The sequence below is a fragment of the Nonomuraea sp. NPDC052265 genome, from assembly GCF_044547985.1.
Classification (GTDB): domain Bacteria; phylum Actinomycetota; class Actinomycetes; order Streptosporangiales; family Streptosporangiaceae; genus Nonomuraea.
The window spans coordinates 155,595-180,093 of record NZ_JBIUBJ010000018.1 but is presented as its reverse complement, the minus strand read 5'-3'; the positions used below and the strand labels follow the sequence as shown (position 1 = coordinate 180,093).

Annotated in this window: 27 protein-coding genes and 3 pseudogenes; 14 read left to right on the top strand and 16 right to left on the bottom strand. The window is 70.3% G+C overall.

What is annotated here, in order from left to right:
• From ACIHAD_RS37900 to ACIHAD_RS37890, 3 genes are all read left to right on the top strand, one after another.
• Positions 1-856, top strand: an 856-nt coding sequence (locus ACIHAD_RS37900) for a hypothetical protein (protein WP_397359555.1), incomplete at its 5' end; no start/stop codon positions are given.
• Positions 857-1,045: 189 nt separating this feature from the next.
• The gene (locus tag ACIHAD_RS37895; protein WP_397359554.1) at positions 1,046-1,795 is read left to right on the top strand and encodes a hypothetical protein; all 750 of its coding nucleotides are present in this window, start codon (positions 1,046-1,048) and stop codon (positions 1,793-1,795) included.
• The gene (locus ACIHAD_RS37890; RefSeq protein WP_397359565.1) at positions 1,726-2,568 is read left to right on the top strand and encodes a DUF4132 domain-containing protein; all 843 of its coding nucleotides are present in this window, start codon (positions 1,726-1,728) and stop codon (positions 2,566-2,568) included. The genes ACIHAD_RS37895 and ACIHAD_RS37890 overlap by 70 nt, the downstream gene beginning before the upstream one ends.
• Positions 2,569-2,802: 234 nt before the next feature.
• Here ACIHAD_RS37890 and ACIHAD_RS37885 read toward each other — a convergent pair whose 3' ends face one another.
• Both ACIHAD_RS37885 and ACIHAD_RS37880 read right to left on the bottom strand, forming a co-directional pair.
• Positions 2,803-3,357, bottom strand: coding sequence for a Tn3 family transposase (locus ACIHAD_RS37885; protein ID WP_397359553.1), 555 nt, complete (start codon positions 3,355-3,357; stop codon positions 2,803-2,805).
• A gap of 433 nt (positions 3,358-3,790) precedes the next feature.
• Positions 3,791-4,291 (bottom strand): annotated as a pseudogene (locus tag ACIHAD_RS37880) (DUF4158 domain-containing protein); the annotation flags it as partial.
• Positions 4,292-4,442: 151 nt separating this feature from the next.
• On the opposite strand from ACIHAD_RS37880, the gene ACIHAD_RS37875 reads away from it, so the two are divergent.
• The 6 genes from ACIHAD_RS37875 (at position 4,443) to ACIHAD_RS37850 (ending at position 7,197) form a co-directional block, all read left to right on the top strand.
• Positions 4,443-5,156: a hypothetical protein gene (locus ACIHAD_RS37875; RefSeq protein WP_397359552.1), complete on the top strand. Its 714-nt coding sequence runs from the start codon at positions 4,443-4,445 to the stop codon at positions 5,154-5,156.
• 51 nt (positions 5,157-5,207) lie between these two features.
• The gene (locus tag ACIHAD_RS37870) at positions 5,208-5,777 is read left to right on the top strand and encodes a carboxymuconolactone decarboxylase family protein (RefSeq protein ID WP_397359551.1); all 570 of its coding nucleotides are present in this window, start codon (positions 5,208-5,210) and stop codon (positions 5,775-5,777) included.
• Positions 5,778-5,785: 8 nt separating this feature from the next.
• Positions 5,786-5,998, top strand: a complete 213-nt coding sequence (locus ACIHAD_RS37865) for a hypothetical protein (RefSeq protein ID WP_397359550.1) — start codon at positions 5,786-5,788, stop codon at positions 5,996-5,998.
• Positions 5,999-6,198: 200 nt separating this feature from the next.
• Positions 6,199-6,525, top strand: coding sequence for a PadR family transcriptional regulator (locus ACIHAD_RS37860; RefSeq protein ID WP_397359548.1), 327 nt, complete (start codon positions 6,199-6,201; stop codon positions 6,523-6,525).
• Complete coding sequence (locus ACIHAD_RS37855) at positions 6,522-6,878, top strand: DUF1048 domain-containing protein (protein ID WP_397359547.1); 357 nt, start codon at positions 6,522-6,524, stop codon at positions 6,876-6,878. The genes ACIHAD_RS37860 and ACIHAD_RS37855 overlap by 4 nt, the downstream gene beginning before the upstream one ends.
• Before the next feature lies 1 nt (position 6,879).
• Complete coding sequence (locus tag ACIHAD_RS37850) at positions 6,880-7,197, top strand: DUF1048 domain-containing protein (protein WP_397359546.1); 318 nt, start codon at positions 6,880-6,882, stop codon at positions 7,195-7,197.
• A 93-nt stretch (positions 7,198-7,290) separates the two neighbouring features.
• On the opposite strand, the gene ACIHAD_RS37845 is transcribed toward ACIHAD_RS37850, so the two are convergent.
• The 4 genes and pseudogenes from ACIHAD_RS37845 to ACIHAD_RS37830 form a co-directional block, all read right to left on the bottom strand.
• Positions 7,291-8,175, bottom strand: a complete 885-nt coding sequence (locus tag ACIHAD_RS37845) for an alpha/beta hydrolase family protein (RefSeq protein WP_397359545.1) — start codon at positions 8,173-8,175, stop codon at positions 7,291-7,293.
• Positions 8,176-8,341: 166 nt separating this feature from the next.
• Positions 8,342-8,530, bottom strand: a pseudogene (locus ACIHAD_RS37840) (helix-turn-helix domain-containing protein); the annotation flags it as partial.
• A 92-nt stretch (positions 8,531-8,622) separates the two neighbouring features.
• On the bottom strand, positions 8,623-8,946 hold the full coding sequence (locus tag ACIHAD_RS37835; RefSeq protein WP_397359544.1) for a hypothetical protein: 324 nt from the start codon (positions 8,944-8,946) through the stop codon (positions 8,623-8,625).
• Positions 8,947-9,143: 197 nt separating this feature from the next.
• Complete coding sequence (locus ACIHAD_RS37830; protein ID WP_397359543.1) at positions 9,144-9,887, bottom strand: SDR family NAD(P)-dependent oxidoreductase; 744 nt, start codon at positions 9,885-9,887, stop codon at positions 9,144-9,146.
• A gap of 225 nt (positions 9,888-10,112) precedes the next feature.
• Here ACIHAD_RS37830 and ACIHAD_RS37825 point away from each other — a divergent pair, with 225 nt between their 5' ends.
• Positions 10,113-11,606 (top strand): FAD-dependent monooxygenase, encoded by a 1,494-nt coding sequence (locus tag ACIHAD_RS37825; RefSeq protein WP_397359563.1) that lies wholly within the window; start codon positions 10,113-10,115, stop codon positions 11,604-11,606.
• Positions 11,607-11,626: 20 nt separating this feature from the next.
• Here the strand turns inward: ACIHAD_RS37825 and ACIHAD_RS37820 are convergent, their stop codons facing one another.
• Positions 11,627-12,895 (bottom strand): MFS transporter, encoded by a 1,269-nt coding sequence (locus tag ACIHAD_RS37820; protein ID WP_397359542.1) that lies wholly within the window; start codon positions 12,893-12,895, stop codon positions 11,627-11,629.
• A gap of 39 nt (positions 12,896-12,934) precedes the next feature.
• Positions 12,935-13,723, bottom strand: coding sequence for an MBL fold metallo-hydrolase (locus ACIHAD_RS37815; protein ID WP_397359541.1), 789 nt, complete (start codon positions 13,721-13,723; stop codon positions 12,935-12,937).
• 86 nt (positions 13,724-13,809) lie between these two features.
• On the opposite strand from ACIHAD_RS37815, the gene ACIHAD_RS37810 reads away from it, so the two are divergent.
• From ACIHAD_RS37810 to ACIHAD_RS37795, 4 genes are all read left to right on the top strand, one after another.
• Entirely contained in the window at positions 13,810-14,409 is a 600-nt protein-coding gene (locus ACIHAD_RS37810) for a CGNR zinc finger domain-containing protein (RefSeq protein WP_397359539.1), read from the top strand.
• 256 nt (positions 14,410-14,665) lie between these two features.
• A complete protein-coding gene (locus ACIHAD_RS37805; protein WP_397359538.1) occupies positions 14,666-14,998 on the top strand; it encodes a PadR family transcriptional regulator in 333 nt (110 codons plus the stop codon).
• A 77-nt stretch (positions 14,999-15,075) separates the two neighbouring features.
• Positions 15,076-15,663 (top strand): hypothetical protein, encoded by a 588-nt coding sequence (locus tag ACIHAD_RS37800; protein ID WP_397359537.1) that lies wholly within the window; start codon positions 15,076-15,078, stop codon positions 15,661-15,663.
• Positions 15,664-15,665: 2 nt separating this feature from the next.
• Positions 15,666-15,938 carry a hypothetical protein gene (locus ACIHAD_RS37795; protein WP_397359536.1) on the top strand — a complete coding sequence of 91 codons (273 nt, stop codon included), beginning with the start codon at positions 15,666-15,668 and terminating at the stop codon, positions 15,936-15,938.
• 664 nt (positions 15,939-16,602) lie between these two features.
• Here ACIHAD_RS37795 and ACIHAD_RS37790 read toward each other — a convergent pair.
• The 8 genes and pseudogenes from ACIHAD_RS37790 to ACIHAD_RS37755 all read right to left on the bottom strand — a co-directional run bounded on the left by ACIHAD_RS37790 (position 16,603) and on the right by ACIHAD_RS37755 (position 24,483).
• Complete coding sequence (locus ACIHAD_RS37790) at positions 16,603-17,562, bottom strand: DUF2332 domain-containing protein (protein ID WP_397359535.1); 960 nt, start codon at positions 17,560-17,562, stop codon at positions 16,603-16,605.
• Between the two features lie 69 nt (positions 17,563-17,631).
• Positions 17,632-18,351: a TetR/AcrR family transcriptional regulator gene (locus tag ACIHAD_RS37785; protein ID WP_397359534.1), complete on the bottom strand. Its 720-nt coding sequence runs from the start codon at positions 18,349-18,351 to the stop codon at positions 17,632-17,634.
• Between the two features lie 45 nt (positions 18,352-18,396).
• Positions 18,397-19,296: an FAD-dependent monooxygenase gene (locus ACIHAD_RS37780; protein WP_397359533.1), complete on the bottom strand. Its 900-nt coding sequence runs from the start codon at positions 19,294-19,296 to the stop codon at positions 18,397-18,399.
• Positions 19,297-20,488: 1,192 nt separating this feature from the next.
• On the bottom strand, positions 20,489-21,130 hold the full coding sequence (locus ACIHAD_RS37775; RefSeq protein ID WP_397359532.1) for a response regulator: 642 nt from the start codon (positions 21,128-21,130) through the stop codon (positions 20,489-20,491).
• Positions 21,127-22,359 carry a sensor histidine kinase gene (locus tag ACIHAD_RS37770; protein ID WP_397359531.1) on the bottom strand — a complete coding sequence of 411 codons (1,233 nt, stop codon included), beginning with the start codon at positions 22,357-22,359 and terminating at the stop codon, positions 21,127-21,129. The genes ACIHAD_RS37775 and ACIHAD_RS37770 overlap by 4 nt, the downstream gene beginning before the upstream one ends.
• 41 nt (positions 22,360-22,400) lie before the next feature.
• Entirely contained in the window at positions 22,401-23,378 is a 978-nt protein-coding gene (locus ACIHAD_RS37765; protein ID WP_397359530.1) for a hypothetical protein, read from the bottom strand.
• A gap of 325 nt (positions 23,379-23,703) precedes the next feature.
• Positions 23,704-23,854 (bottom strand): annotated as a pseudogene (locus ACIHAD_RS37760) (Tn3 family transposase); the annotation flags it as partial.
• 59 nt (positions 23,855-23,913) lie between these two features.
• On the bottom strand, positions 23,914-24,483 hold the full coding sequence (locus ACIHAD_RS37755) for a TetR/AcrR family transcriptional regulator C-terminal domain-containing protein (RefSeq protein ID WP_397359529.1): 570 nt from the start codon (positions 24,481-24,483) through the stop codon (positions 23,914-23,916).
• Between the last annotated feature and the right edge of the window lie 16 nt (positions 24,484-24,499).

The window sequence follows — 24,499 nt, the reverse complement described above, 5'->3', positions numbered from 1 at the left end:
GTTGCTACGAAGGATCACGCGATGGCCGTACTCATTTCACGGCGCCACACCTGTTGACCAGGTCAAACTCGTACACCACTTCCGTGGACGCAACCGCGCTCCGGCCCAGGCCGCCGTCACCGACCCGGTGGCGGCGGTGAAGAAGCAGTTCGTGCGCGGTCAGGGGGTCATGTTCCGCGAGACCACGCGCGTGCACTTCGACGGCACGTACGTGTTCGGGAACGAGACCGAAGGCAAGATCGAGCTGGGCGCCAAGGGCGTCGTGGCCGCCGAGTCAACGCGTACGCCCACGATCAGCGCCGAGCTGCTGGAGAAGACGAAGGAGCTCGGCGACTCCCAGCAGATGGAAACCGAACTCGAACGGGTCTACACGGTCAGCATCGGCGACAGGCTGTACGTCAACGGCGGGACCGCCACCAAAGGACTGCCCGCCGCCAAGCTCTGGGCGCCCAGCCGCGGCCTGCCCGCCGACGCCGCCTTCGAGAACCAGGCGGTCAACGTGTTCGAACCGGCCACGCTGAAGAAGCTACTCGCCACCAGCAAGCGGACCGCCGCCGAGTATCGCGGTTCTCTCACCCTCAAGGCCCTGTCGAAAGTGTCTCCGACCGTCCGCTGGCACCACCCCGGAGCCGAGTACGGCATAGACGGCGAGGTGCGGGTGCACTGGCGGCTCTGGCTGGACGACCGCGATCTCGTCAAGCGGCTGCTCACCACGTGGACGGTCCGGACCAATGACGACATCCTGATGACGACGCGCACGGACTCTCGGTACTTCGACTGGGGAACCGGCCTGCACATCACACCGCCGCCGGCGGAGAACGTCGCTACCTGGGAGGAGATTCAGGACGCGGCGTAGAACAGGTGATGTCCGAAGCGGGCAGCGCGCCTTCGAGCAGGTAGCGGTGCACGCCAGCTCATGTGCCTTACGTGCCTGACAAGATCACATCTTCCTGACCTGCAGGAAGGCATCAATAACCCAAGATAACGATGGTAGCCGTCCAGAACGGCGATCTTCATTCGGACATCGTGCGACTACGATCACCGGATGACGTTTGCGGGCAATTGGGATCATATGGAACCGGCAATCAGGGAGGCCTATCAGCGCTTCGACGCCCTCACCGAGCAGGGCCTGGACCCCGGGCCTGACACCGACTGGCGCCTCTACGGCACCTATGCCCACACCAAGCTCTGGCTCAGCCCGCAGGGCGGTCACGACTACGACGAGCGCGTCCTGCGCCTGGTCCGCACCGTGGCCGGGCGCGCCATGCTGGCCGAAGAGTACGGCCTTCGCCTGGCCGGAATGCTGCCGCTGCTGCGTCACTGGGCCACCGCCGACACATCGGCCCCAGGCGACGGCTGGTTGCCAGTCGTCTGCGACCTGCTCACTCCTGAGGCCATCGGCTTGGTCCACGAGCTGGTCACCCGCCTGGCCGCCTATCGGGGCGGCCCGTTCGTCTGCCACCACGCCGCCTTCAGCTGGAGCGAGGACCGCTTCCTGAAGGCCGGACCGTTTCGGCGGCGCGCGGCCTGCTGTGGACTTGCGAGGTCATTGACGAACCTTGGGTCCCGTCGCTGCTCGCCGACGTCGCCGTCACCTGCGGCACCGGCCATGATGGCCTCGGTTCCACCTGCCGCAGTGAGAGCGTCGCCAACGGGGCTGTCGGCGTGCTGGCCCGCCGGGGCGGGCTCGAGACCATCACCCCCCTGGCGCTCATTCAGGCGCGGGTGCGGGTGGCGTCCGTACAGGAGAATGTCACTCGCGCGCTCGATGCGCTTGCCGACGCGGCCGCGCTGACCCGCGATCAGCTGCTCGACCGCTCTCTGCCCGCCACCGCCGCGACGCCCGAAGAGATCGAGCAGGCGCGCACGGCCGCGCGCTACCGTCTGGAGCAGGCGCTCATCCACCAGCGTGCATGGACCTGGCGTGAGGTCGGTGACCATCTCCTCGACCACCCCGTCACTGGCCCCTACGCCCGCGCCCTGGTGTGGCGGATCCCCGGCGGCCCCGCCGGCCTGCCCGTCAGAACCGTCGACGGCTGGGAGTTGGCCGGGCGCCGTCCCGAGGGCCCTGTCGTCTTGGGGCACCCGGCCGCCGCGAGCGCCGAGGAAGTGAGTACGTGGCGCGAGAGGGGTCTGGCGCAGCCGTTCGAACAAGTCCTCCGCGAGGTGTACGCGCAAGAGCCGGACCGTGTCGCCGGTCACGTCGTGCGCTACGACCTGGCCCGGACGGAGCTGATCCGGTACGGCTGGACCGGCGCGTCGATCGGCTACTGGGAGAACGACTGTTACGAGGGAAAGGGTGAGGTGGTGCGCGACTTTGCGGGCTGGCAGGCCCGCTGGCTCCTGCGCGTCATCGAGGGCATGTCCGACGAGGGCTGGGAGCCGGACGTGCTGTGCGCGACCAACCCGATGACCTTCCACCGCGACGGCCGAAGGGTGCCGGCGGCGTCGGTGCCGCCGCCGGTGCGATCGGAGATTCTCCGCGAGGCCGACCTCACAGTCGCCGCCGCTTCGGCCGGCCCAGACGCCCAGCACCTGGTCGACCACTACGACGGATATTGGCACTAAAAGTTATGCAGCACCGACACGACGATGCGGCGGCGCACATGGCGGAGGCGCACGGCTTCCGCCCGGGTAAGGATCTGCTGGGCATCTGGGGTCGGGCGGACTGACGCGGGGATAGGGGCTCCAGGCGTGGAGATATCTCCGCACTCAACACACAGCTCCAGCCAAGATCGGCGGGTGTTCAACACCCACTGAAGTCGGGTCGCCCAGGAGGAATCGCACCCGGCCGACCCGAGCTCAGATCTCGTCATCGTCGGCATCGGGTGCGTCAGGGTCACGCAGAGCACGTATCGCCCCCGGCGCCAGATCGGGCAGCAGGAAGGTGTAGGCGCCATGCACCCCCAACTGGGTGTTGACGAAGGGCGAGAGCCGGGCCATATCCTCATCGCGGACCGGATAGCCCTGCGCCTTCAGCTGCCGAACCGCCGCATCCAGATAGACAGTCGTCCACAGAACGACGCAGTTGAGAACAAGCCCGAGAACGCCGAGCTGATTCTCCAGCCCGCGTTCGTAGCGGTGGTAGAGCTCGCCTTTCTTGCCGTGGCAGATTTTGCGGGCCAGGGCGTGGCGGCCCTCCTGCAGGTTGCGGATGTGCTTGATGTCGCGCCGGTAGGTCTCGTCCACGTCGATGTAGGCGAGGATGTGCAGGGACTTGAAGATCCGGCCGTAGGCGGCGATTGCCTCGCCCAGCGCGGTGGGGTGGCCCTCGCGCTGCAGCATGGTCACCACGTCGTAGGCGCGGACGGTTCCGGTGTAGATCGAGGCGACCACGCGCAGGATATCCGGCCACATCCGCCAGCTCGGTGGTCATCAGCAGGTCCAGCAGTTCCAGGGTGTCATCGACCGACTTGGCCTCCAGGAACGCGACCGTGGCCAGCAGCGTCGCCAGGCGGCGGCCATCGCGGTGACGGCGGATCTGGGAGGCGTCCGCGCTCATCCCGTACTTGGCGAGCTCGGCCAGCCGGCGCGGCGGCACCAGGCGGTCGGCTTCCAGCTCCGTCATGCCCAACCCCGCGACCTCGGCGACCTGTTCCAGCGCTTTGATCAGCGTCGGCCCGGACCCGCGCGGGACCGGGCCCTTGCGCCAGCGCTCCAGGTCCGAGACCCGTGACCCTGGCGGAACCTCCAGCAGTTGGTCCAGCACATAGCGCTGGCCCACGGTCAGCAACCCTTCCAGGACACCCCACAGTCGTCGGGTCGTCTCATCGCGGACGTTGGTGACCAGCCGGGCCAGCGTCGTCACTCCGGGCAGGAGCACATCCCGCTCCCGCAGCCAGCTCACCGCGTCGAGAAAGATCGCCTTCGGTCCATCCCCCGTGGTCCAGGACCTGGCTTCCACCCACGCGCGCAGATCCGCTTCGACACTCCCGAACTCCTTGAGGCCGTACACCCGCCGGATCTCCCACTGGTGGTCGAATCGCGTCTTGGTCCGCTCGGTGTACTTCTTCACGCACGACGGGTCGGCGATGCCCAGCTGCTCGGCCACGAAGTCGAGGACCGATGTCGGCACCTCCAGCGGGTCCTCCAAGAACGCCCCGACCCATCGAACTGTGACGAGTTGAAGGCTGAAGCCGAGCTTCATGTGGTCGCCACGACGACGCTCGACCAGCTCCCGGTCCTCGTCATCGAGGAAGAACACCCGCTCCAGGTCCGCGCGCGACGGCACTTCCCCGTATCGGCCGTACGCGGACGCTTCGTCATCGATAAGGAACTCCACCACCGGCATACGCCGAAAAGTATGGCCAGCCAGCCCATAGCGAACCGAAAGTAGTCGAACCGTTACTCAATTCGCCGCCATGCTGCAGTTCATCTGCATCGGACCGCTGGATGGCGGTAAGTCCCATCGCGTCGGCCCGCTACCGCCACTGACCGATTGGTTGCTGCTTAGTGCCCAGCACGTCGCCACCTTGCGCCGCGCCGCCGACCTCGCCGGCTCCCGAGTCCTGCTCGTCGGCGCCGGCAACTCCGGCGTCGAGATCGCCGGCCATCTCGTCGACGCGGGTGTCCAGCGCCTGTGGATGTCGGTGCGCACCTCACCGACCATCCTGCCCCGGCAACTGTACGGCGTCCCTCTGCACCCGCTCACCCTCGCGCTGCGTCTCCTGCCAGAGCCGATCCGCGACCGTCTCACCCGCGCCGTGGCGCACCACACGTTCGGCGACCTACGGGCACACGGCCTCCCCACCCCGAGGCAAGGCCCGTTCGAGCGCATGCGGACCACCGGGGTCACCGTCGCGATCGACCAAGGCTTCGTCGGGCATCTCACCGCCGGCCGGCTGCGCGTCGTCACCGCCGTCGACCACCTCGACGGCGCCGATGTCGTGTTACGAGACGGCACCCGGCTGCAACCGGACATGGTGCTGACCGCCACCGGCTACGACCCCGGCCTCGCCGACCTGGTCGGACACCTCGACGTTCTCGACCACGACGGACGTCCCCACCGCGGCGCGGGCGGACACCGGCCCACCACAGGACTCTGGTTCATCGGCTACCGACCGGCGATCGAGGGCAGCCTCCGGCAACTCCCCATCGAGGCGCGGCGGATCGCCCGCGCGATCGGCAACGGCCCCAAGACACCGAGCCACGCCTGACCGGGTCACTGAGACAACTCACGTCATCCCTCAACCATCCAGGAGTTCAGCATGTCCTTCCGCCACGTTGTGCCTGTGCCCAGAAGATCAGCCACCGGTCGAGTCGCCGAGGTGTACGCCCAATCGACGGCCGACTTCGGGCAGGCCGCGTTCATGATGTTGTCCCCGGCGCCCGAACTGCACGCCGCGGCCTGGGCCATGCTGCGCGAGTCGGAACTGGCGGGACTCGCGCCCCGCACCGACAAGGAAGTCGTGGCCGTGGCCGTGTCACAGGCCAACGGGTGCCGATTCTGCATCGACGCGCACACCATCCTGATCCACGCCCTCGGCGAACACCAACTCGCCGAGGACCTGCTCGACGACCGAGTCCCGACCTACCCTCACGCCGTACCGTTCACCAGGAACTCGCCCGGGGTGACAGCCTGCCACTGCTGGCCGGCATCCCGACGGCGTCACGGCCGTCCTGGGCCGGCGACACACCGATCGGGGCCGCGTACGCCGCCCTGCGCAGCGCGGCAGCCGCCGGCGCCACGCTCCCGAGCGAGCCAGGCCAGGAGCTTCTCCGAGCCACGGTCGCCGAACTCATCGCCACCGGCCCGCTCCCGCATGGCACGTGGCTGACACAACGGTTGACCCGGCCTCCCGAGGCCGACCGACCCGCCGCCAAACTCGCGCTACTGGCCGCTCTCAGACCACACGACATCACCGAGGCGGACGTCACCGCATGGCGCACCACGACCTCCGCCGACGACACCCATCTGGTACGCCTGCTCGGTTTCGGTGCCATCGCCGCAGTGGAGCGGATCGAGGAGGCCATCACCAGCCGAACATCGACGCGATGAGGACGGACGCACTCATCACGCGCTGATGCCGGAACGGCCTGCTTGATGGTGCGGGCGCACTCCGACGCCCGGCGAATTCCAGCCGTACCTCGATGGGTGTGCTGACCTTCGGCACCAGCACCCCGCGCCCGCTACTCTGTGGTACCGTATAGCAGTACTTGGTGGTGCAGAGTAGTAGGGGAAATCGAAGAGGACCCACGTTGGACGACCTGACGGAGATGCTGAAGGGCACGCTCGAAGGCTGCGTGCTCGAAATCATCGACAGCGAGGAGACCTATGGGTACGCCATCACGCGCCGGCTGAACGAACTCGGCTTCGCCGATGTCGTCGAGGGGACGGTGTACACCATCCTGCTCCGGCTGGAGAGGAACGGGCTGGTCCAGGTGACGAAACGACCGTCCGGGCTGGGGCCGCCGCGCAAGTTCTATGCGCTCAATGACGCCGGGCGCACGGAACTCGCGACGTTCTGGGCGAAATGGGAGTACGTCTCATCACGGATCGACAGCCTCAAGGAGGGCGGGAGATGAACTTCTGGGAGACCATCACGGGAAGCGATCTCAATAGGGAGTGGAAGGCGTTCGAAGCTCGGGCCGCGGCCTTGCCGGCCGACTACCGGGCGGCGTGGGAAGAGATCAAAGGTCACCTCTTCCCCTACGGCGACTTCACGGGCCGGAACCTGCTGCCGATTCTCGACGGAACCCTGGGGCTGCTGGAGGAGGCGGCGGCCGACGGGCAGAGCATCCGCGAGGTGCTGGGTGACGACGTCGGGGGCTTCTGTGCGGCGCTGGCCGGCGGAGAAGGGGCCCGGGGCTATCGCGACCGGTGGCGGGAGCAGTTGAACAGGAACGTCGCAAGGAAACTGGGCCGGCTAGGAGGCTGACGTGGGCATCCAGGACATCATCGAGGGCAAGAAGCAGTGGCGGGCGCACATGGCGCGGGTCAGGGCGCTCCCGCCGGACTACCAGATCGTCTACAAGGAGATGCAGCGGTACTTCTTCAAGGTCGGACCGACCGACCTGCCTGACGGGTCCCTGCTCTCGGGGATCGTCGACTTCTTCGAGGAGGGCGTCGCGGGCGGCAAGGGGGTCCTGGAACTCATCGGCACCGACGTCGCCGCCTTCGCCGACGACCTGATCAAGGACTCGCGCACCTACGCCGACATCTATCAGGAGTCGATCAGCGGGAAGTCCGAGAAGTAGCGCCCGCCGCCCCGGACACCGGCGGCTCACCCGGGACGGCGAGCGCCCGGCTCGGGACGGGGGACGCCCCGAGCCGGGCGCCCGGGTCCTCGGCTACCTGGGCTGGTGGAAGGTGATCTCGGGGTTGGCGGGGGAGGGACCGTCCAGCAGGGGTTGTCCGCTGCCCTTGAGGTGCCGGTCGAAGAAGGCCCCGACGTAGGCCCGGGTGAGCGCTGCCGCACGTTCCGCGTCGATGGCGTCCGGGGACGACAGGCCGAGCCTGCTCTGGACGAGGGCCAGGTCGGTGAAGGAGCTGTGCTCGGCCCGCGCGACGGTGAGCCAGCGCTTCCAGCCGCCCAGGACGTTCCAGGTCTTGTCCCAGGTGTCGTCCTTGCCGGGGGTGTGGTCGCGTTGGCTGCCCATGAGCAGGAAGGGACGCTTGCCGAGCCCGGTGGCAGGCAGGGCGGCGTCGATGGTGCCGTCCAGGTTGACCCCGGCCTTGACCCGCGCATCGGTGAGCATGGTGGTGGAGGCGGCGTCGCCGCCGATCGAGTGGCCGGCCATGCCGATGCGCCCGGCGTTGATCAGTCCGGCGTGTTCCCAGGCGGGGTGGCGGCCGGTCAGCCGGTCCAGGACGAAGGAGACGTCCTTGGCGCGGTTCCTGGTGATGGTGGCCTTGCCGCCCTCGGGAGGTCGGGGCTGGTCGCACAGGGGTGCCCAGGTGAGCAGGCCGACGCCGGGGAAGACGGTGCCGGAGGACTCGTAGGCGTGGTCGATCGACGCGACGACGTTCCCGCGGCCGGCCAGGTCCTCGGCGAGTGAGGTGAGGCTGGCGCGGGGGAGGCCGAGCCCGGGCGAGAGCACCACCAGCGGGTGGCGGCCCTTCTCGGGCGGGGCGCCGGTACGGGCGTGGGTGCGGATGCCGCTGACGGCCTCGGCGGGCAGGTCGGCGCCAGGGGCCTTGCGTCGCAGCAGGGACGCGGCCTCCTCCTTGGCCATGAAGGGTGCGCCCGGGCCATCCACTGAGCGCGGATCTCATCCGCCTGACGCGGGACCCCTTCGCAACGTCTCCGACGGCGACTGCCCGTACCTCTCGCGGTACTGGGCGGCGAAACGCCCCTGGTGCAGGAACCCCCCATCGGGCGGCCACCGTGGTCACCGTGGCCCTGGCGGGGTCGGCCGTCCTGAGCTCGTCGTGCACGCGCGCCAGCCGTACCTGCCGGAGATGGGCCATCGGGGACAGGCCGAGATGCGCGCGGAACCCCTCCTGGAGGGAGCGGCTGCTGACCGCGACGGCGCCGGCGATGTCGGTGGTGCTCACCGGCAGGTGCGCGTGCCCTTCGATGAACTCCATCGCCCGGCGCACCACCTTCGGCAGCGCGGGCGGCCTGGGCGCCGTCAGCCGTTCCAGGTAGTTGGACGGCTGCATGGTCAGCAGCAGGGTGATCAGGGCGTTCTCCAGGTGCGCGACGGCCAGCGGGTGGCCGGCCAGCCCGTCTCCTCGCCGCCGGCGCGGATCAGGCTGCGTCCGGCGAGCGGGATCATGACCAGGAAGAACGTGTCGAGGTCGCCCGGCTCGATGTGGACGTCGGCCCCGTAGTCGAGGTAGCTGACCCGGACCGAGCCGAGCTGCACGGAGTTGAACCGGGCCGACAGCAGGTTCGCGTCCCCGGCCAGGTCCAGCCGGTGCGGGCAGAACACCTTGGCGACCTCGCCGCGGACCTCGTCGAGGTCGGAGCCGGCGAAGACGGCACGGTTGCTGAGGAGCACACCAGATGATCGGCCCTCCCGCCTCCGGCGTTCCATGTAAAAGTACGCACAGGGCCTTCGCCGGCCGATCACCCACCGTGAGCGGGTGCGGAAGGCTCCTGCACGGCGCCCGTACGGGGAAGGCCCCCGTCTGGTCGCCGCGCAGCGTCCTGCCGGCCGGCCGCTGCCGTGCCGTCGTGGCCGGTGGCGGGGCCCGGTCAGATCATCAGGCCGCCGGAGACGCGCAGGTTCTGGCCCGTGATCCACTGCGAGTCGGGCCCGGCCAGGAAGGCGACGACGTTGGCGATGTCCTCGGGGCGTCCCAGCCGTCGCAGTGGCGTCAGGGTCAGGACGTGGTCGATGGCCTGCTGCAGGTTCTCCCCTGCGGCGGCGCGCATCATGTCCGTGTCGGTGGCGCCAGGGGACACGCTGTTGACCGTGATGCCCCTCGGGCCGAGCTCGCGGGCGGCGACCACGGTGATCGACTCCAGCGCCGCCTTGCTGGCGAAGTACAGGGCCAGCCCCGGCGCCGCACCGGCGGAGGAGATGTTGACGATCCGCCCACCCTCGCCGAGCCTTTCGGCGGCGGCCTGGATGACGAAGAACGGCCCCTTGGTGTTGACGGCCATCACGTCGTCGAAGTCGCTCTCCGTGGCGTCGCAAATGGGGCCCATCGGATTGACAGCCGCGTTGTTGACCACCACCTCCAAACCGTCCAGGCATCGGTCGACCTCACCGAAGAGGTGCTTCAGGTCCTCCAGGCGCCCCTGGTCCGCGCGTACCGCGATCGCCCGGCCGCCGGAGGCCGCCACTTCGGCCACCACGTCCTCGGCCGCGGCCCGGTCGCGGAGGTAGGTGAACATCACCGTCGCGCCCTCGCGGGCCAGCCTCGTCACGATCGCCCGCCCGATTCCCCGCGACCCGCCGGTCACCAGTGCGCTCTTGTTCTCCAGGGTTCCCATGTGGACTCCTTGCCGTCGGACGCTCCCCGGATGGGAACGCCTCATGGGGGAGTCGTGGCGGCCTCCTCGGTCTCGACATCCGTGCCGGAGAAGATTCAGAAAAAAGGATGACCGGGCCCGGCCCGTCGGGGCGACTATCGTTGCGGGAACCGGCACTCCCGTCGCTACCGTCTGCGCAGCGGTCGGTGACCTCATCACCGATCCCTGTCGAACGGAGCATCCGTGATGAACGTCGATGTGATCGTCGTCGGAGCCGGGCCGACCGGGCTCATGCTCGCCGCAGAGCTGGGCCTGGCCGGGGTGCGAGCCGTGGTCGTCGAACGGCTGGCGCAGCGCGGCGGGCAGTCCAAGGCGCTCGGCATCCAGCCCCGCTCCGCGGAGGCGCTCGCATTACGTGGGCTCCTCGAACCCCTCATGGACCGGGCGATCCAGCGGGTGCCCGGCGGGCATTTCGCCGGGCTCCGGCTGGACTACACCGCCTGGGACACGCGGCATCCGTACTCGATCGGCATCCCCCAGGGGCGGGTCGAGGCGCTGCTTGAGGATCGGCTCGGCGAGCTGGGCGTCCAGGTCCTGCGCGGGCACGAGGTGACCGCGCTGTCGCAGGACGCCGACGCGGTCGAGGCGACCCTGCTCGGGCCCGCGGGCGAAGCACGGCTCACGGCCCGCTTCCTGGTGGGCTGCGACGGCGGCCGCAGCACCGTCCGCGAGCTGCTGGGCGTCGGCTTTCCCGGCCTGGACGGGAAGCTGCTGTCGGTGGTCGCCGACATCACGATCGCCGACCCGGACGGCGCCGTGCCGGAGACCTGGACCCTGCCCGTCATGACGCCCGACAAGACCGGCAAGGGTTACATCGCTCCCATCGGCGACGGCGTCCACCGGTTCCTGTTCTACGGGGCCGAACAGCAGAGGCTGTCCCGCGACACCCCGATTACCGAGGAGGAGGTGCAGCGGGCCCTGCACAACGAGTTCGGCCCGGGGGTACGGCTCACGGGCGTCCGATGGGCCTCCCGGTTCACCGACGCCTCGCGTCAGGTCGAGCGGTACCGTCACGGGCGGGTCCTGCTCGCCGGGGACGCCGCGCACATCCACTCGCCGATGGGCGGGCAGGGGCTCAACCTCGGTCTGCAGGACGCGTTCAACCTGGGCTGGAAGCTCGCGGGGGAGGTCGCCGGTTGGGCGCCCGAGGGGCTGCTCGACACCTACCACTCCGAACGGCATCCGGTCGGCGCGCGCGTCCTGGCCAACACCCGCGCCCAGGCCGTCCTGATCGTCCACGACGAGGAGAACCTGGCCCTGCGGGACATCGTCGAGGAGCTCGTCCGGGTCCCCGAGGCCAACCGGATCGTCGCCGGGATGATCTCGGGGCTGGACGTCCGCTACGACCTGCCCGGACGTCGCCACGACCTGCTGGGACGCCGCGTCCCCGACCTCGACCTGGTGACGCCGTCCGGGCCAGGCCGCGTGGCGGAGCTGCTGCGCGACGGCCGCGCCCTGTTGCTGACGACCGCCGACGAGTCCGCGTTCGCCGAGGCCGCCGAGCCGTGGTCGGCCAGGGTCGGCCGGGCCCACGTGCAGGCCGAGCTCGGTGCGGACGCCGTGCTGGTACGGCCCGACGGCCATGTCTGCTGGGCCGGTTCCGTCGCCGACGTCTCCGGCCTCACCGAGGCCCTGACACTGTGGGCGGGTGCGCCCACGCCGGCGGACCTGCCCGCATGAGCCACCCGCAAGGGCGGCGCTCACCGGTTGCGGGCCGCGGCGACGACCACCGGCACGATGGCCAGCGCCAGCAGGCCGCCGCCGACGGCGAGGAGAGGGTAGCCGGCGACGGCGACGACCAGGCCCGAGACCAGACCGCCGACGGCGCCCGCGACGGAGATGGAGACGTCGACCAGGCCCTGCGTTCTGGCACGGGTGGCCAGTGGGACGGCGTCGGTGATGATCGCGGTCCCGGTGACGAGACCGAGGTTCCAGCCCACCCCCAGCAGTGCGAGGGCCACCGCGAACGTGGCGACGGAGTCGTCGGGGGCGCCGGCGGCGACCAGTCCGGAGGCCAGGAGCACCAGCCCGGAGGCGGTGGCGATCGTGAGGCGGCCGTAGCGGTCGACCAGCCAGCCGGTCAGGGGCGAGGGCAGGTACATCGCGCCGATGTGGACGGCGATGACGAGACCGGAGGCGGCGGCCCCGGAACCGCTGTCGTGCATGTGGACGGGTGTCATGGTCATGATCGCGACCATGACGAGCTGGGTGATCACCATGACCAGCGCCCCGACCAGCACGCCGGGCCGGCGCCGCTCGCCGGCCGGGCGCGTCCGGCTGTCGGCGTCGTCCGGCGGCGCGTGCGGCTCGGCGGCGGGTCCGGCCTCCAGGGCGCGGGCCAGCAGCAGGGGGTCGGGGCGTAGCCAGATGGCCAGGACCAGGGCGGCCAGCGCGTAGGCCGCGCCGGCCAGAAGGAACGGCCCGGCCAGGTAGGGGATGCCGAAGGCACGGGCGAGGCCGCCGGTGGGGGCGGCGAGGTTGGGTCCGACCACGCCGCCCAGGGTGGTGGCGACCAGCACGATGGACACGGCGCCCGCCCGGCGTTCCGGGGCGGCGAGATCGGCTCCGGCGTAGCGGGCCTGGAGGTTGGTGGCGGTGCCGGCGCCGTACCCGAACAATGCGAGGAACAGCAGGACGGGGTCGCCGGCGACGGCGGCGACGATGACGCCGACGCTGCCGACGGCGCCGACGGCATACCCGAGGGCCAGGCCGGACCGGCGCCCGCGGGCCTGGGAGGCGCGCCCGACGGCGACGGCGGCCAGGGCGGAGCCGGCGGTGCCCACGGCACTGGGCAGGCCGGCGAGGCCGGTGGAGCCGAGCATGTCCTGCGCGAGCAGGGCGCCGACGGTCACGCCGGCCGCCAGTCCGACACCGCTGAGGACTTGGGCGATGACCAGGACGATCAGCGAGCGGCGCTGTGCCCGAAGGCGCGCGACGTCGTGTATCCGGACAGGCACGTTGGTCGTCACGAGAGGGTTCTTTCGAGAGGGGAGATGTCCGACGGGCGTTCAGCCTCGGACGCCCAGGTCCAGGCGGTCGAGCAGGCCGCCGGCGGTGAAGGCGGCCACCAGTTCGTCGCGGCCCTCGGTGAAGTGGGCCCAGCTGTCGTAGTGGACGGGAACCACCCGGCGGGCGCCGAGGATCCTGGCCGCCTCGACGGCCTGCGCGCTGTCGATGACGATCAGCTCGCCGTCGAACAGGACGGGGAATCGGGGTCCTCCGGCGAAGAGGATGGCGGTGTCCACCGGGCCGAAGCGGGCGGCGATCTGCTCGACCAGGTCGAGCGAGGCGTTGTCGCCGCTGACGTAGATCGTGGGCAGTCCCTCTCCGGTCAGGACGAATCCGACGACCTGGCCGGTGATCGGTTCGACCTCCTCACGCGGGCCTGGGCCGTGGATGGCGGGCACGGCCGTGACGGTGATCGTGCCGCCGCCGGGACGGCCCAGCTCGACCGGCTCCCAGTCGGCCAGCCCCTTGGCGCCGTCCCCCAGGCGCTGCCCGCCGCCGGGTGTGGTGAGCGTGAGCGGGACGTCGGCGAGCAGCGCGCGGCCGGAGTCGTCGAGGTTGTCGGGGTGCTCGTCGTGGGAGAGCAGGACCACGTCGATCCGGCCGAGGTCGGCGGGCACGGCGGAGGCGGGAGCCGTCTTGGTCAACCGGCCGCCCGGTACGTGATAGTCGCCGGGGGCGTCGAAGGTCGGGTCGGTCAGGAATCGCAGGCCACCGTACTCGAAGAGGGCGGTCGGACCGCCGAAGACGCGTACGGGGATCTGCCCGGTGGTCGTGCTGAAACTGGCCATGCGGACACCTCACGGATGAGAAGCGGTTTATCCGTGATGAAGGTAACGGTGTCTCACGGACTAATGCAAGCCGTACCATGAGAACCATGAGCGAGACCCCGACCGCCGAGTCCGTGCTGCCCCCCGCGCCGGGGGCGGAGGACTACCTCGCCCTCGACTTCGTCAACAGCGCCGTCGCGCTGCCGGGAGGGCAGTTCACCGATTTCCTCGGCACCCCCGCGGCGACGAATCGCTGGCTCGCCGAACGCGGCCTCGCGCCGGTCGACGCCGGGGTGCAGGAGATGTGCGCGACGCAGTTGCGCTCGCTGCGCGAGCACGTCAGGGCCTTGTTCGCCGCCCGGGTCGCCGCGCTGCCCGCCCTGCCCGCGGCCCTGTCCGCCGTCAACGACGCGCTGAGCAAGGCCCCCACGGCCGCCCTGCTGTACTGGGACGAGAAGAACGGCCCCTACCGTGCGGCGCCGTGCCCCACCAACGAGATCCTCGACCGAGCCCTGGCGGCCATCGCCGCCAACACGGCCGACCTGCTCACCGGCCCCGACGCCGAACGCCTCACCAGCTGCGGATCTCCTCCCTGCAACCGCTTCCTGCTGCGCCACGGCCGCCGCCACTGGTGCTCCACCAGATGCGGCGACCGCGCCCGCGCCGCCCGCGCCTACGCCCGGCGCACCCAGCCGAAACCACGCTGACCGACCCGATCGAAGTGCCACCGCCGTTCGCGGGCGAATTCCGGCGGTCGTCGCAACACGATGATCAACTATTGGAGGAGCAGAGCGAGACGCTTGGCCGGTGATGCGCCGCCGCACCCGCTCACCGTCAGCGCCAGTACGGTCAGCAGCCTGGCCGTGCCTCTCGCGAGGGCGTCGTCATGGGAGTCATCTTGACCCCTGATCGGTTGTGACGGCCGTCCGCTCTATAGGTAGGTGACCGGTATATATTGATCACATGAGACAGATGCAGGAGCCGACCTTCCTGATCCTGACCGCGTTGGCTGCCGGTCCACAACACGGATACGGCATCATCACCGACGTGGAGCGCATCTCGGACGGCCAGGTTCGCCTGCGCGCCGGCACCCTGTACGCCGCTTTCGACCGCCTCCAGGACGAGGGCCTGATCACCGAGGACCGGGAAGAGATCGTCGACGGCCGGGTGCGCCGCTACTACCGGCTGACCGGCGACGGCGCCGCGAGGCTGGCGGCGGAGGCCGAGCGGATGCGCAGGCACGCCACGGCTGCCACCGCACGCCTGCGCGCGATCGGCTCGGGAGGAACGGCATGACCCCGCTCGAATCCCGCTACCGGCGGCTGCTGGCCTGATATCCCCGCGACCACCGGGCGCGGCACGAAGCAGAGAAGATGGGAGTGCTGCAGGCGGGGGCACGGCCCGAACAGACCCACCCGGACCTGGCCGACGTGGCCGACCTGCTGTGGGGCGCGGCGCGGGTGCATGCCCGGCGGGCCTTCGGCGCGGTCTCGGCAGTCGCCTGGCGCGACGGGCTGGCCGTCGCCGTGGCGCTGTGGCCGTTCCTGATGCTGGTCGCCGAGGTGGCGACCGTGTCGCTGCGAGCCGCCGAGTCCCTGCGTCACGGCGCTGCCTTTCTGGAGCAACCAAGCTCGATCCGTTTCCTGACCGAGCCGGCCCTGGTCGCGGCCCTGCCCGCGCTGGCCGTGCTGTTCGGCCGCCGGTGGATCGCCGTGCTCGCCGTCGTCGCGTTCGCGCTGCGTCAGGCCGGCTCCCCGGGCCCTGAACTGAATCTGGACATGCTGTTCGTCCCGAACTACGGCCCCCTCCTGGTGGCCGAGGTGATGGCGCTGGTCATCGCCTTCATGCCGGTGGCCTACCGTGCGGTCGGGCTGATCTCCCGGGGCGCCTTCCTGCTGTGGGGGCCGCTCGCCCTCATGGGGCTCATCGTCGGCAGGCCATCGTGCGCGCGCGCTGGGTAGACGTGATCGCCGACCATGTCATCACGAGCTGGAAGCCGGTGCCGTGGCTGATCGTGGTCGCGCTGGCGGCCGGGTACGCGTGCCGGTCGACCGTGGGTCGGCGGGCGGCGCTGCTGCTGTTCCTGCCCGCGGCGGCCCTGGGCGACCTCGGGGACCTGCCGTCGGTGCCCACCTCCACGGCCCTTGCCCAGCTCGGGTGTGCGGCCCTGGCCTTCACCGCCGCGGCTGCCTTGACCCGGTGGCGGGGCAGTCTGAGACGAGCCCCGGCTGCTTGAGGAAGAACGCCCAGCAGATCAACGACCAGGCAGCCCCGATGGGCCGGGACCGCCGTCGCTGAGCCTGGTACCAGAACGCACGCGTAGACCTAGGGTCTAGGTGCTTGCGGTGAGTGGCGTGGCCAGGCGCTCGGCCGGGGAGTCGTTGGAGCCGCGCTGCCACGGACTGACCGGAGGGCGTCGCGCATGCGCTCGGCGCTGCGGTCGATGGGGAGGTGGACGAGCATCACGTAACGCGTCGTGCGCTCGACCAGGATGCCGAGATCCATAAGCCGGAAGTATGCCTCCCGCTCACGGGTCAGGGAGGGCGGGGCTCGGCTGTCCCGGGGGCCCGCACCGGTGTGGCGCTTGTCACGTTCTCGTCTGTCACAGGGCCCGGGGCTCCGGCATCTCATGGTCGAGCCAATGACAGCAACAAGGAGCACATCATGGAAGCCCGCCTGAACCTCTTCGGCAGCCCGGTCGTCGCCAAGGTCCTGGGACACTACGCCGTCCTCTGCATCATGGCGTCTCCGTCCGTGAGGGGATGGCACCCTATGCGCGGCGGGGAGGGCTCGCCGACACCACCGCTCAAGGTGCGGATCCAGCGGAATCGTCCTCGATCTGAGGTTGGTCGACTTCCCGGGCCGTCACGCTGTCACCCGCGCCGTCACCCGCGCCGACGCTAGCTCCCGGCCGCGCCGCCCTGGGGCGGGAACCAGGTGATCGCCTGGCCGTGCGATCGGGTCCAGGCGAGCGGCCTCCCGTCCAGCGCGAGCACGTGGTACAGCGCCTCGCCCGGCGGCGTCGGGAGCGTGTCGTAGGGCAGCACGTCGGGGGCCTCGTTCGCGATCCAGTGTCCGGGTAGCCCGCGTACCGCCTCGGCGAACGCCGCCCGTCGCGGCATCGGCACGTGGTACAGCACCGAGCTGTGGAACACCACCAGCGTCGCATGGGGTGGGGCCTGCGCGGCCAGTGCCGGCAGGTCGTCCACCAGGTCGCCCCGTACGAGCAGCGGCGGGTCGGCCACGGCGACGGCCGCCGCCGACTGCAGTCTGGCGCGGCGGTGCGTGTGTTCGGGCCAGATGAGGGCGTCGAGCCAGGCGAGATCCGCGGGGTCGGTCACGTCGAGCGGGTTCAGGTCCAGCCCGGCCCGCCACACCACCTGGGGCAGGCTGGTCGGCGGCGCCATGTCGGTGGGCGTGCAGGCGAGGACCGGGTCACCGGAGCCGACCAGGTGATCGCCGTAGCGGTAGGCGTACCGGTCGGGGTAGAGGCACAGCCCGGCGGACGCGCCGACCTCCAGCAGCGCCAGCGGCTGCGGCAGCGCGGCGAGCACCGGCAGCAGGACGGCACACCGTCCGGCCTCGTTCGTCTGTGTGGTCCGTGTGCGCATCTCCGCTTCGATCAGCGGCCAGTTCGTCACCGTGAATTCATGGAACGCGGCCGGATCCTCGACCGGCCCGCCGAGCAACCGGACCACGCCGAACAGCAGGTTCGGCTGCCGCTTGGCCGGCGGAAGCTCGGCGAGCAGAGCCAGGAGTTCGAGATCCCGCGTCACCGCGTATGCCAGGCGCTCGTACATGGGCGACACACCGTGCGCCTCGCGCGCGGCGAAATCAGCGTAGATCGCAGCGATCGTCATGTTCCGATGATCGCAGGCGAGCTCCTTCCGCCCCAGGCGGCCACGGCCCCGGATGGGGCCTGCCGGGGTTCATTGCTGGGGGGTCTGGCTGCGGTCGATGATGGCCAGGACGGCGTTCCTGGTTTCGCGGAAGGCGGCTGCGGTGTCGTCGGCGGCGGCGGTGACGGCTTGGTCGGCGGGCGCGGTCCCGGGTTCCAGGAGCAGGGCCACGGTGTCGGCGAGGACGTCGGCGGGGTCGCCGGCGCTGGGCGGGGCGGAGTCCGGGACGGACATGGAGGTGCCGAAGCCGGTGAGCAGGGCGTGCATGGCGTAGGACTGGTCGGCCAGCGGGCGGTCCTGGCGGAGCAGTCCGTGGCGGCGCAGGATCGGCATGACCGCCTGGCACATCGCGCTGGGCCGGGTGCGTTCGAACAGGTCGCGGTCGCCGGCCTGCTCGGTGAGCAGCCGCATCTGGTCGGCGTCCTTGGTGGAGAGGCGGCGGGCCAGCGGGGAGCTCAGCCCGGTGCGGATCAGCAGCGGAGCCAGATGACGCGGCAGTACGGCGGCGGGGTCGGCGGTGACGCGGGCGATGACCGTCTCCAGGAAGGCCAGCAGTTCGCGGGCGAACATGCCGAGGATGAGGTCCTCCTTGGTGGGCCAGTAGAGGTAGACGGTGCCCTTGCCGACCCCGGCCGCCGCGGCGATCTCGCTGACGGTGACCTTGCGCACGCCGTGGTCGGCCACCAGCTCGCGCGCGCTGTCCAGAATGCGGGCGGCCTTGTGCGAGTGGTGTTCGATCAGCCGGCTCACTGCGCTGTCCTCCGTTGTCGTGCTGTCGCGGTGTTCGGTCTGGGATCAGAGGGCTGCGACGTCGAGGTTCTTGGCCCGCATGTCCTTGTTGTTGAACATTCTCCTGCCCGTGACCCTGCCGACGCCCGGCATCCGCATCAGGCGCATCATCCCAGCTCTCAGGAGCTGCTCCTTACGATCATGCGGGGTGAAGATGCGCCGTCCGGGCAGGGCGCTCTCCTGTTGCAGGTGGATGAACGGCCTCATGCGCGCCTCCCAGGCCCGCAGCGCCCGGGGCAGGTCGCCGGGATGGCGTTGCACCATGGTGCCCAGCAGCTCGCCGCCGGCCATGCCGCTGGAGGCGCCCATGCCCGCGTACAGGGTGACGCACCAGGCGGAGTCGCCGATCAGGACGACCCGGCCACGGTGCCAGCGCGGCATCCTGACCTGCTGCACCGAGTCGAACAGCGCGTCGGGCGCCTGCTCGAAGCGCGTCAGCAGCCCCTCCAGCAGGGGGCCGGTGGGTTGGGGGCCGAAGACGGCACGGACGGACTCGATCGGCGGGCGGCGGAACTCGGCGTCGACGTCGCCGGTGCGGTAGGAGAACAGCAGGCTCGGGGCATGGTCGGCGAACGGGAACGCCCACACCGAGCGGCCCGGCTCGGCCAGGACCAGCCCCTCGTGCAGGCCGAAGCCGTCGACCGGGCCGTCCAGCACGGTGGCGCCGACCATGTAGTTCAGCGGGTGCAGGTACTCCTCGTCGGGGCCGAAGACGAGCCTGCGGACCGTCGAGCGCATGCCGTCCGTGCCGATCACCAGGTCGAACCGCTCGGTCACGGTGGTGTCGGAGGCGGTGTCGTGCAGCGTCACCTCCGCCGCGGCGTCGTCCTGGACGATGCGGGTCGGGACGGTGGAGTAGCGGATCTCCACATCGTCCGGCAGCGCCGTGAACAGGCCACGCTCCACGTCACCGCGCAGCAGCGGACGGGGGCGATCCCCAGCCCGGCCACCAGCGCGCGACCGGCCGTCCTGCCGACGTTGGTCATGGCGAACTCCTTTCATGGACTTCCGGGGACATGCTAACGAACGTACTGACCAAATTGGTTCTGATGGTCAGTCTCGCCAAGGGTCCACGGGCTTCCGGGATCAGGGCCGCCCTGCCGCGTCGATGCTGACCTGCACCCCCTCGCTCCCCGCCTCGCGCCCTCACCGGAGCGGCCCTCGCCATGGCCCTGGTCGCGAACTCGGGCTTCGCCCCCGCGAACGCCATCGCTGTCACCGATGTCCCGCTGCTCAACGGATCGCGCGCGATGCTAACCGGAGGTCTCTGGCCCGTGGATGTTGCGGTGGATGGTGGAGCGTCCGACGCTGTACTCGGTGGTCAGCTCTACCAGCGACACCTCGCCGAGGGTCTGCACCTAACGGGCGATCGTCTCCAGCGGCCCGTACGCCAGTCGGCGGTCGCCTGCAGGAACGCCTTGCGGTCTGCCGGGCTCCTTGGCTCCCAGTAGCAACGAACAAATTCTCGACGAGGTTGATCCCCGGCGTCTCCTGTCCGTCTGCCCTGAACGCCATCGGCCGCGCCTGACGGAGAAGGCATGCTCCTTCCGATGGCGTCCCCGGGCAGATCGAGGTGCCGTCCTGCTCCGGGCCGGGACGGGTCCTCCGTCAGGCCGAAGGATCGCCTTCCGGGAGGAGTCCGGAACTCTGTCACTCGCCGACGATCGGCAGTGCGGCCTCGGGGATCATCGGGGCATCCGGTGGCGTCACAGACGCCTTTTCGCGTACCCCGCGACCTGACCGCAGGAGCCCATGTGACCCGTCTTCGTCCCGTATTCACCGCCGTGCTGCTGGCCGCGGCCCTCGTGGCGGCAACCAAGATCTTGTCCGCGTGGTGGCCGGTACGGACGAGCGCGCGCCGGGGGAGTCGGGCGCGGTCCTGATGCATCCTCCGAATCGATGCGACGGTCTCGCCGATGTAGTGCTCAAGGTCCAACTCGGGATGCGCGACAAGATGGAACGCCGCCGTGCCGAGTTCGCTCGGCGCTCGGAGGCTTGGCGGGAGTCCCAGCCGGATATGCACCAGTACAGGACCCCGACGCCGACTCCCCGTCGACCTCAACCCAGGGGCACGGACGCGATGCGCGTGAGTCGGCGCCTAACGCTCACCCCGAGTGACAACGCCGGATTCGTACGCCAGCACCACCGCCTGGACCCGGTCGCGCAGCCCGAGCTTCGTCAGAATGCGCCCCACGTGGGTCTTGATCGTGGTCTCCGACAAGAACAACTCGACCCCGATCTCGGCGTTGGACGCGCCTCCGGCCAGGCTGAGGAAGACTTCACGCTCACGCTCCGTGAGCACCTTGAGCACGGCGTCCGGGTCGGTGTCGGCCTTCGCGACGAGCCGCCCGATGAGCCGGCGGGTCGTGGCGGGCGCGATGATCGAGTCACCCCGGTGCACGTGCCGGATCGCAGCGATGATCTCCTCACCTGGCGCGTCCTTCAGCATGAACCCGCTCGCACCGGCGCGCAGCGCGGCCAGGGCGTGCTCGTCGAGATCGAACGTGGTCAGCACCAGCACCTTCGGCGGGTCGTCCAGCCGCTGGATCTCTCTGGTGGCGATGACACCGTCCATCCGGGGCATGCGGATGTCCATCACCACCACGTCGACGTGCCGCGACTCCAGCGCCGACAGGGCCGCCAGGCCGTCAGCGGCCTCGGCGACCACCTCCATGTCGGGCTGGGACCTGACGACCATGGTCAGGCCGTTGCGCAGCAGCTCCTGATCGTCGACGATCATGATCCGGATGATGGGAGACTCCTCGGCTCATAAGGCAGGGTGGCCGACAGCTCGAAGCCGGCGCCGGAGCGTCTGCCGGCCTCCAGGGTGCCTCCCACCATGCTGAGACGTTCGCGCATCCCGGTCAGCCCGACGCCTGCCTCTCCGGCGGGCGGCCCGGCGCCGTCGTTCGTGATGGTGATGTGCAGTCTGTCCGCGCGCCAGGCCAGCGTCATGCCGGCGGCGGCCGTCGCCCCCGCGTGTTTGATCACGTTGGTCAGCCCCTCTTGGATGACACGATAGGCGGTCAGGTCGACGGCGGGGCGCAGCGGCCGGGCGTCCCCCACCTCCTGTACGGCGAGCCGGACGCCTGTGTCGCGTACCTGGTCGAGCAGGTCGGAGAGATCGCCGAGGCCCGGTTGCGGAGTGGTGCCGCCGTCGGCGCGTAGCACGCCCAGGAGCCCGCGCATGTCGCGCAGGGCCTCGCGCCCGACCCCGGCGATGGTGGCGAACACATCCGCCCCGGGCGAGCCGAGGTCGGACAGCCTGCCACCTTCCGCCTGGCTGACCATGACGGCGAGCGAGTGGGACACCACGTCGTGCATCTCGCGGCTGATCCGGTCGCGCTCCGCCCGCGCCGCCTCTTGCCGCTCCCGCGCACGGTCGGCCTCTGCGCGCTCGGCCTTCGCTCTGAGCTCGGACAGGAACAACACCCGGATCCGGCTGAGGCGGCCCAGCGACCATAGGCATGCCGCTGCGGCGACCAGGCCGACCGACAGCCCGATCCGCCACGCGACCAGCTCGTAGGAGCCCGACGAGCCGCCCCATGAGGCCGGATTCCACAGACGTGCCAGGACCAGGGCCACACCCGTCAGGGCGACCCCCAGACAGGCCAGGCTGGGCAGCAGGTCGAGCCGGCCGCAGGCCGTGTAGAGCAGCAGCCCGAAGACCAGCGTGCTCGGCAGCAGCACCGCCGGATAGTAGGCGCCGCCCGGGTCATGCAGGGGCGGTAGTGCCAGCAGCAGCAGCATCGCCGCGGCGGCCAGGCCGTACGCCACCAGCGGGCGCAGCCGACGCGGAACGACGCACCCGTGCAGCACCAGCAGGCCGAGACCCGCGAGCAGGCGGGGCGGCAGAGGACTGTCCGAGGCCCGGAGCAGGCTCAACGAGACCAGGCCGAGCGGCAGGAAGAGCAGGACCGCGAGCAGGGCATCGGTGCTCACCTGATGCCGGTCGAGAAACGAGTCCACCGCGGCATCGGAAGATGACGGGGACTCTCGCACGCCCACCATTATGGTCGGTGTGCGTGAACGAGGTGCCGGCGGCGGGAGAGGTACGCCAGCGCGGCCACCGCCAGAGCCGCACCCCACAGCGGCCACAACATTTCTGGCAGCCAGGCCCCCAGTTCGGTGTTCGCCCCCGCAGGGCCGACCTGCTCGCCGGTGAGCTTCCTGCGGACGTACATCAGTCCGGCGGAGGTGACGGGGAGGGAGACGGCCAGAGCCGAGTAGGCCGGGAGCCTCGCCGGAATCGCACGCCCGCGCAGGAACGGCACCCAGCGCGGCCAGATCTCGCCCCACGGCCGGACCAGGCCAAAGGTCAGGCCCGCACCGATGAGACCGAGCGTGCTGAGACCGGCGCCGATCGGGGTGATCTCGGCGATGTGGGCCAGGAACTGGTCGCTGAGCCCGACAGGCACGCCCAGCAGCCAGCCGAAGCGGGTGACGGCGTAGACGACGGGGACGGCGACCGCGACGGCGGTCGCGTACTGCCCGACCCGTAGCGCGCGGGCGGCGCTGCCGGGCCGCCCGGTCCCTGCGATCAGCGCGCGCGTCCCCAGGAGCATCAGGCTGACGCCGGCCGCCATCAGGATGAGCAGGTTGACGCTCGGCCACGTGAGCATGGTGGCGATCATCGAGAACTCGGCCTGGCCGGCGAGCGCGGCAACCAGCATCACCGGCAGATATCCAGCGGTCATCATGATGCGCACGTCAGGCAGGAGCACCGCCAGGCCGGCGCCGAGCGCGACGGCCACGACGGCGGGGGCCCGGTCGAGCGGACCTCTGCCGGCGAGCACGGCCACGACGCCGGCCACCAGCGCCGACACCGCGAGCACGGCCCCGCCGGCTGCCGCTGGAAGAGGGTCGAGCAGGGTGCTGCCCGCGCTCGTACGGCCGGCGTCGAAGGGATATGCGGGCCCTCCGACAGCCCAGAGCAGGCTGAGGGGCAGATAGCTCACCGACCAGACGGCGACGATCAGGGTCGGCACGATTGTGGGACGGTTTCGTGGGGGAGAGGTGTTCACCCGGCCCAATCTGCTGCCGCTGGGGTGCCCAGCACATCGTCGCCGGGTCTCGGCCGTCTCCTCCGGAGGTCGCGACGGCGTCGTCCCAGAGGATGACGCTCGACCGTCCGGTCGGCGAGAACGGGGCGCCCCAAGCTGGAAGGCCCGTACTGTGGGTCAGCGGCCTTCTCGAAGGGACGTTCACGGGTGCAGCGTGCGCACCGTGGCGCTGCTGCGTTCCCTCGCCGACCCCGCGCTGCGATCGGCAACGACGGCGTCATCGCCGACAACGACCCGGCCGAGCAGGAGACATGGAGAAGATCCCGAACACCATGTCGCTGTCGCCGGCCTGATCCGTCGTGACCACCTCGGGTTTTCGGCCCGGCATCCAGGTTGATCAAGCAGTCCAGGATGTACAAGGAATCGCGGGGTGTACCCGGCACCACCATCTGTCCGATCCCTACTTATGGTGATGCACTGATCACTTGAGCCCCAGCTCGTTTGACGACGGGGAGGCGGTTCACATTGCGGTGCGGTGGACCAGGCCGTCCAGGATGAGGGTCAGGCCGGTCTCGAACGCCGACTCGTGGTCGATCACAGGCATGTCCGCCGGTGGATCCGAGCCGTCGCCGGAGCCGGCGTCCGCCTGTTCCTCCAGGACGCTGCCGACCGTGAAACGACCGGCGGCCAGCATCCCCATCTGGGCGTCCCGCTCGGGCACTCCGGAGGTGACCAGGAAGTCCATCTTGCGGCGGATCCGGTCGAGGTCGTTGGCAGGGGTGCTGCCTGCGTGGAGGCGTGCGCCGTCCCGGCGCATCAGCAGGGTGCGCCGGAAGCTTCGCGTGTTGTCCAGGAACCAGTCGCGCCAGTCGTCGCCCGGGGTCGGCAGCGGGGCGGCAGCATGCGGTGCCATCGCCGCCTCCGCCATGGCGGCGAGGAGGTCTTTCTTGGTGCGGAAGTACCAGTAGAGGGAGGGCTGTTCGACGCCCAGCCGTTTCGCCAGCCGCCGCGTACTGACCGTGTCCAGCCCGACCTCGTCGAGCAGGTCGAGGGCTTCGGAGACGACGATCTCTCGGTTCACCTTGGTCACGTTGACAAATCTATCA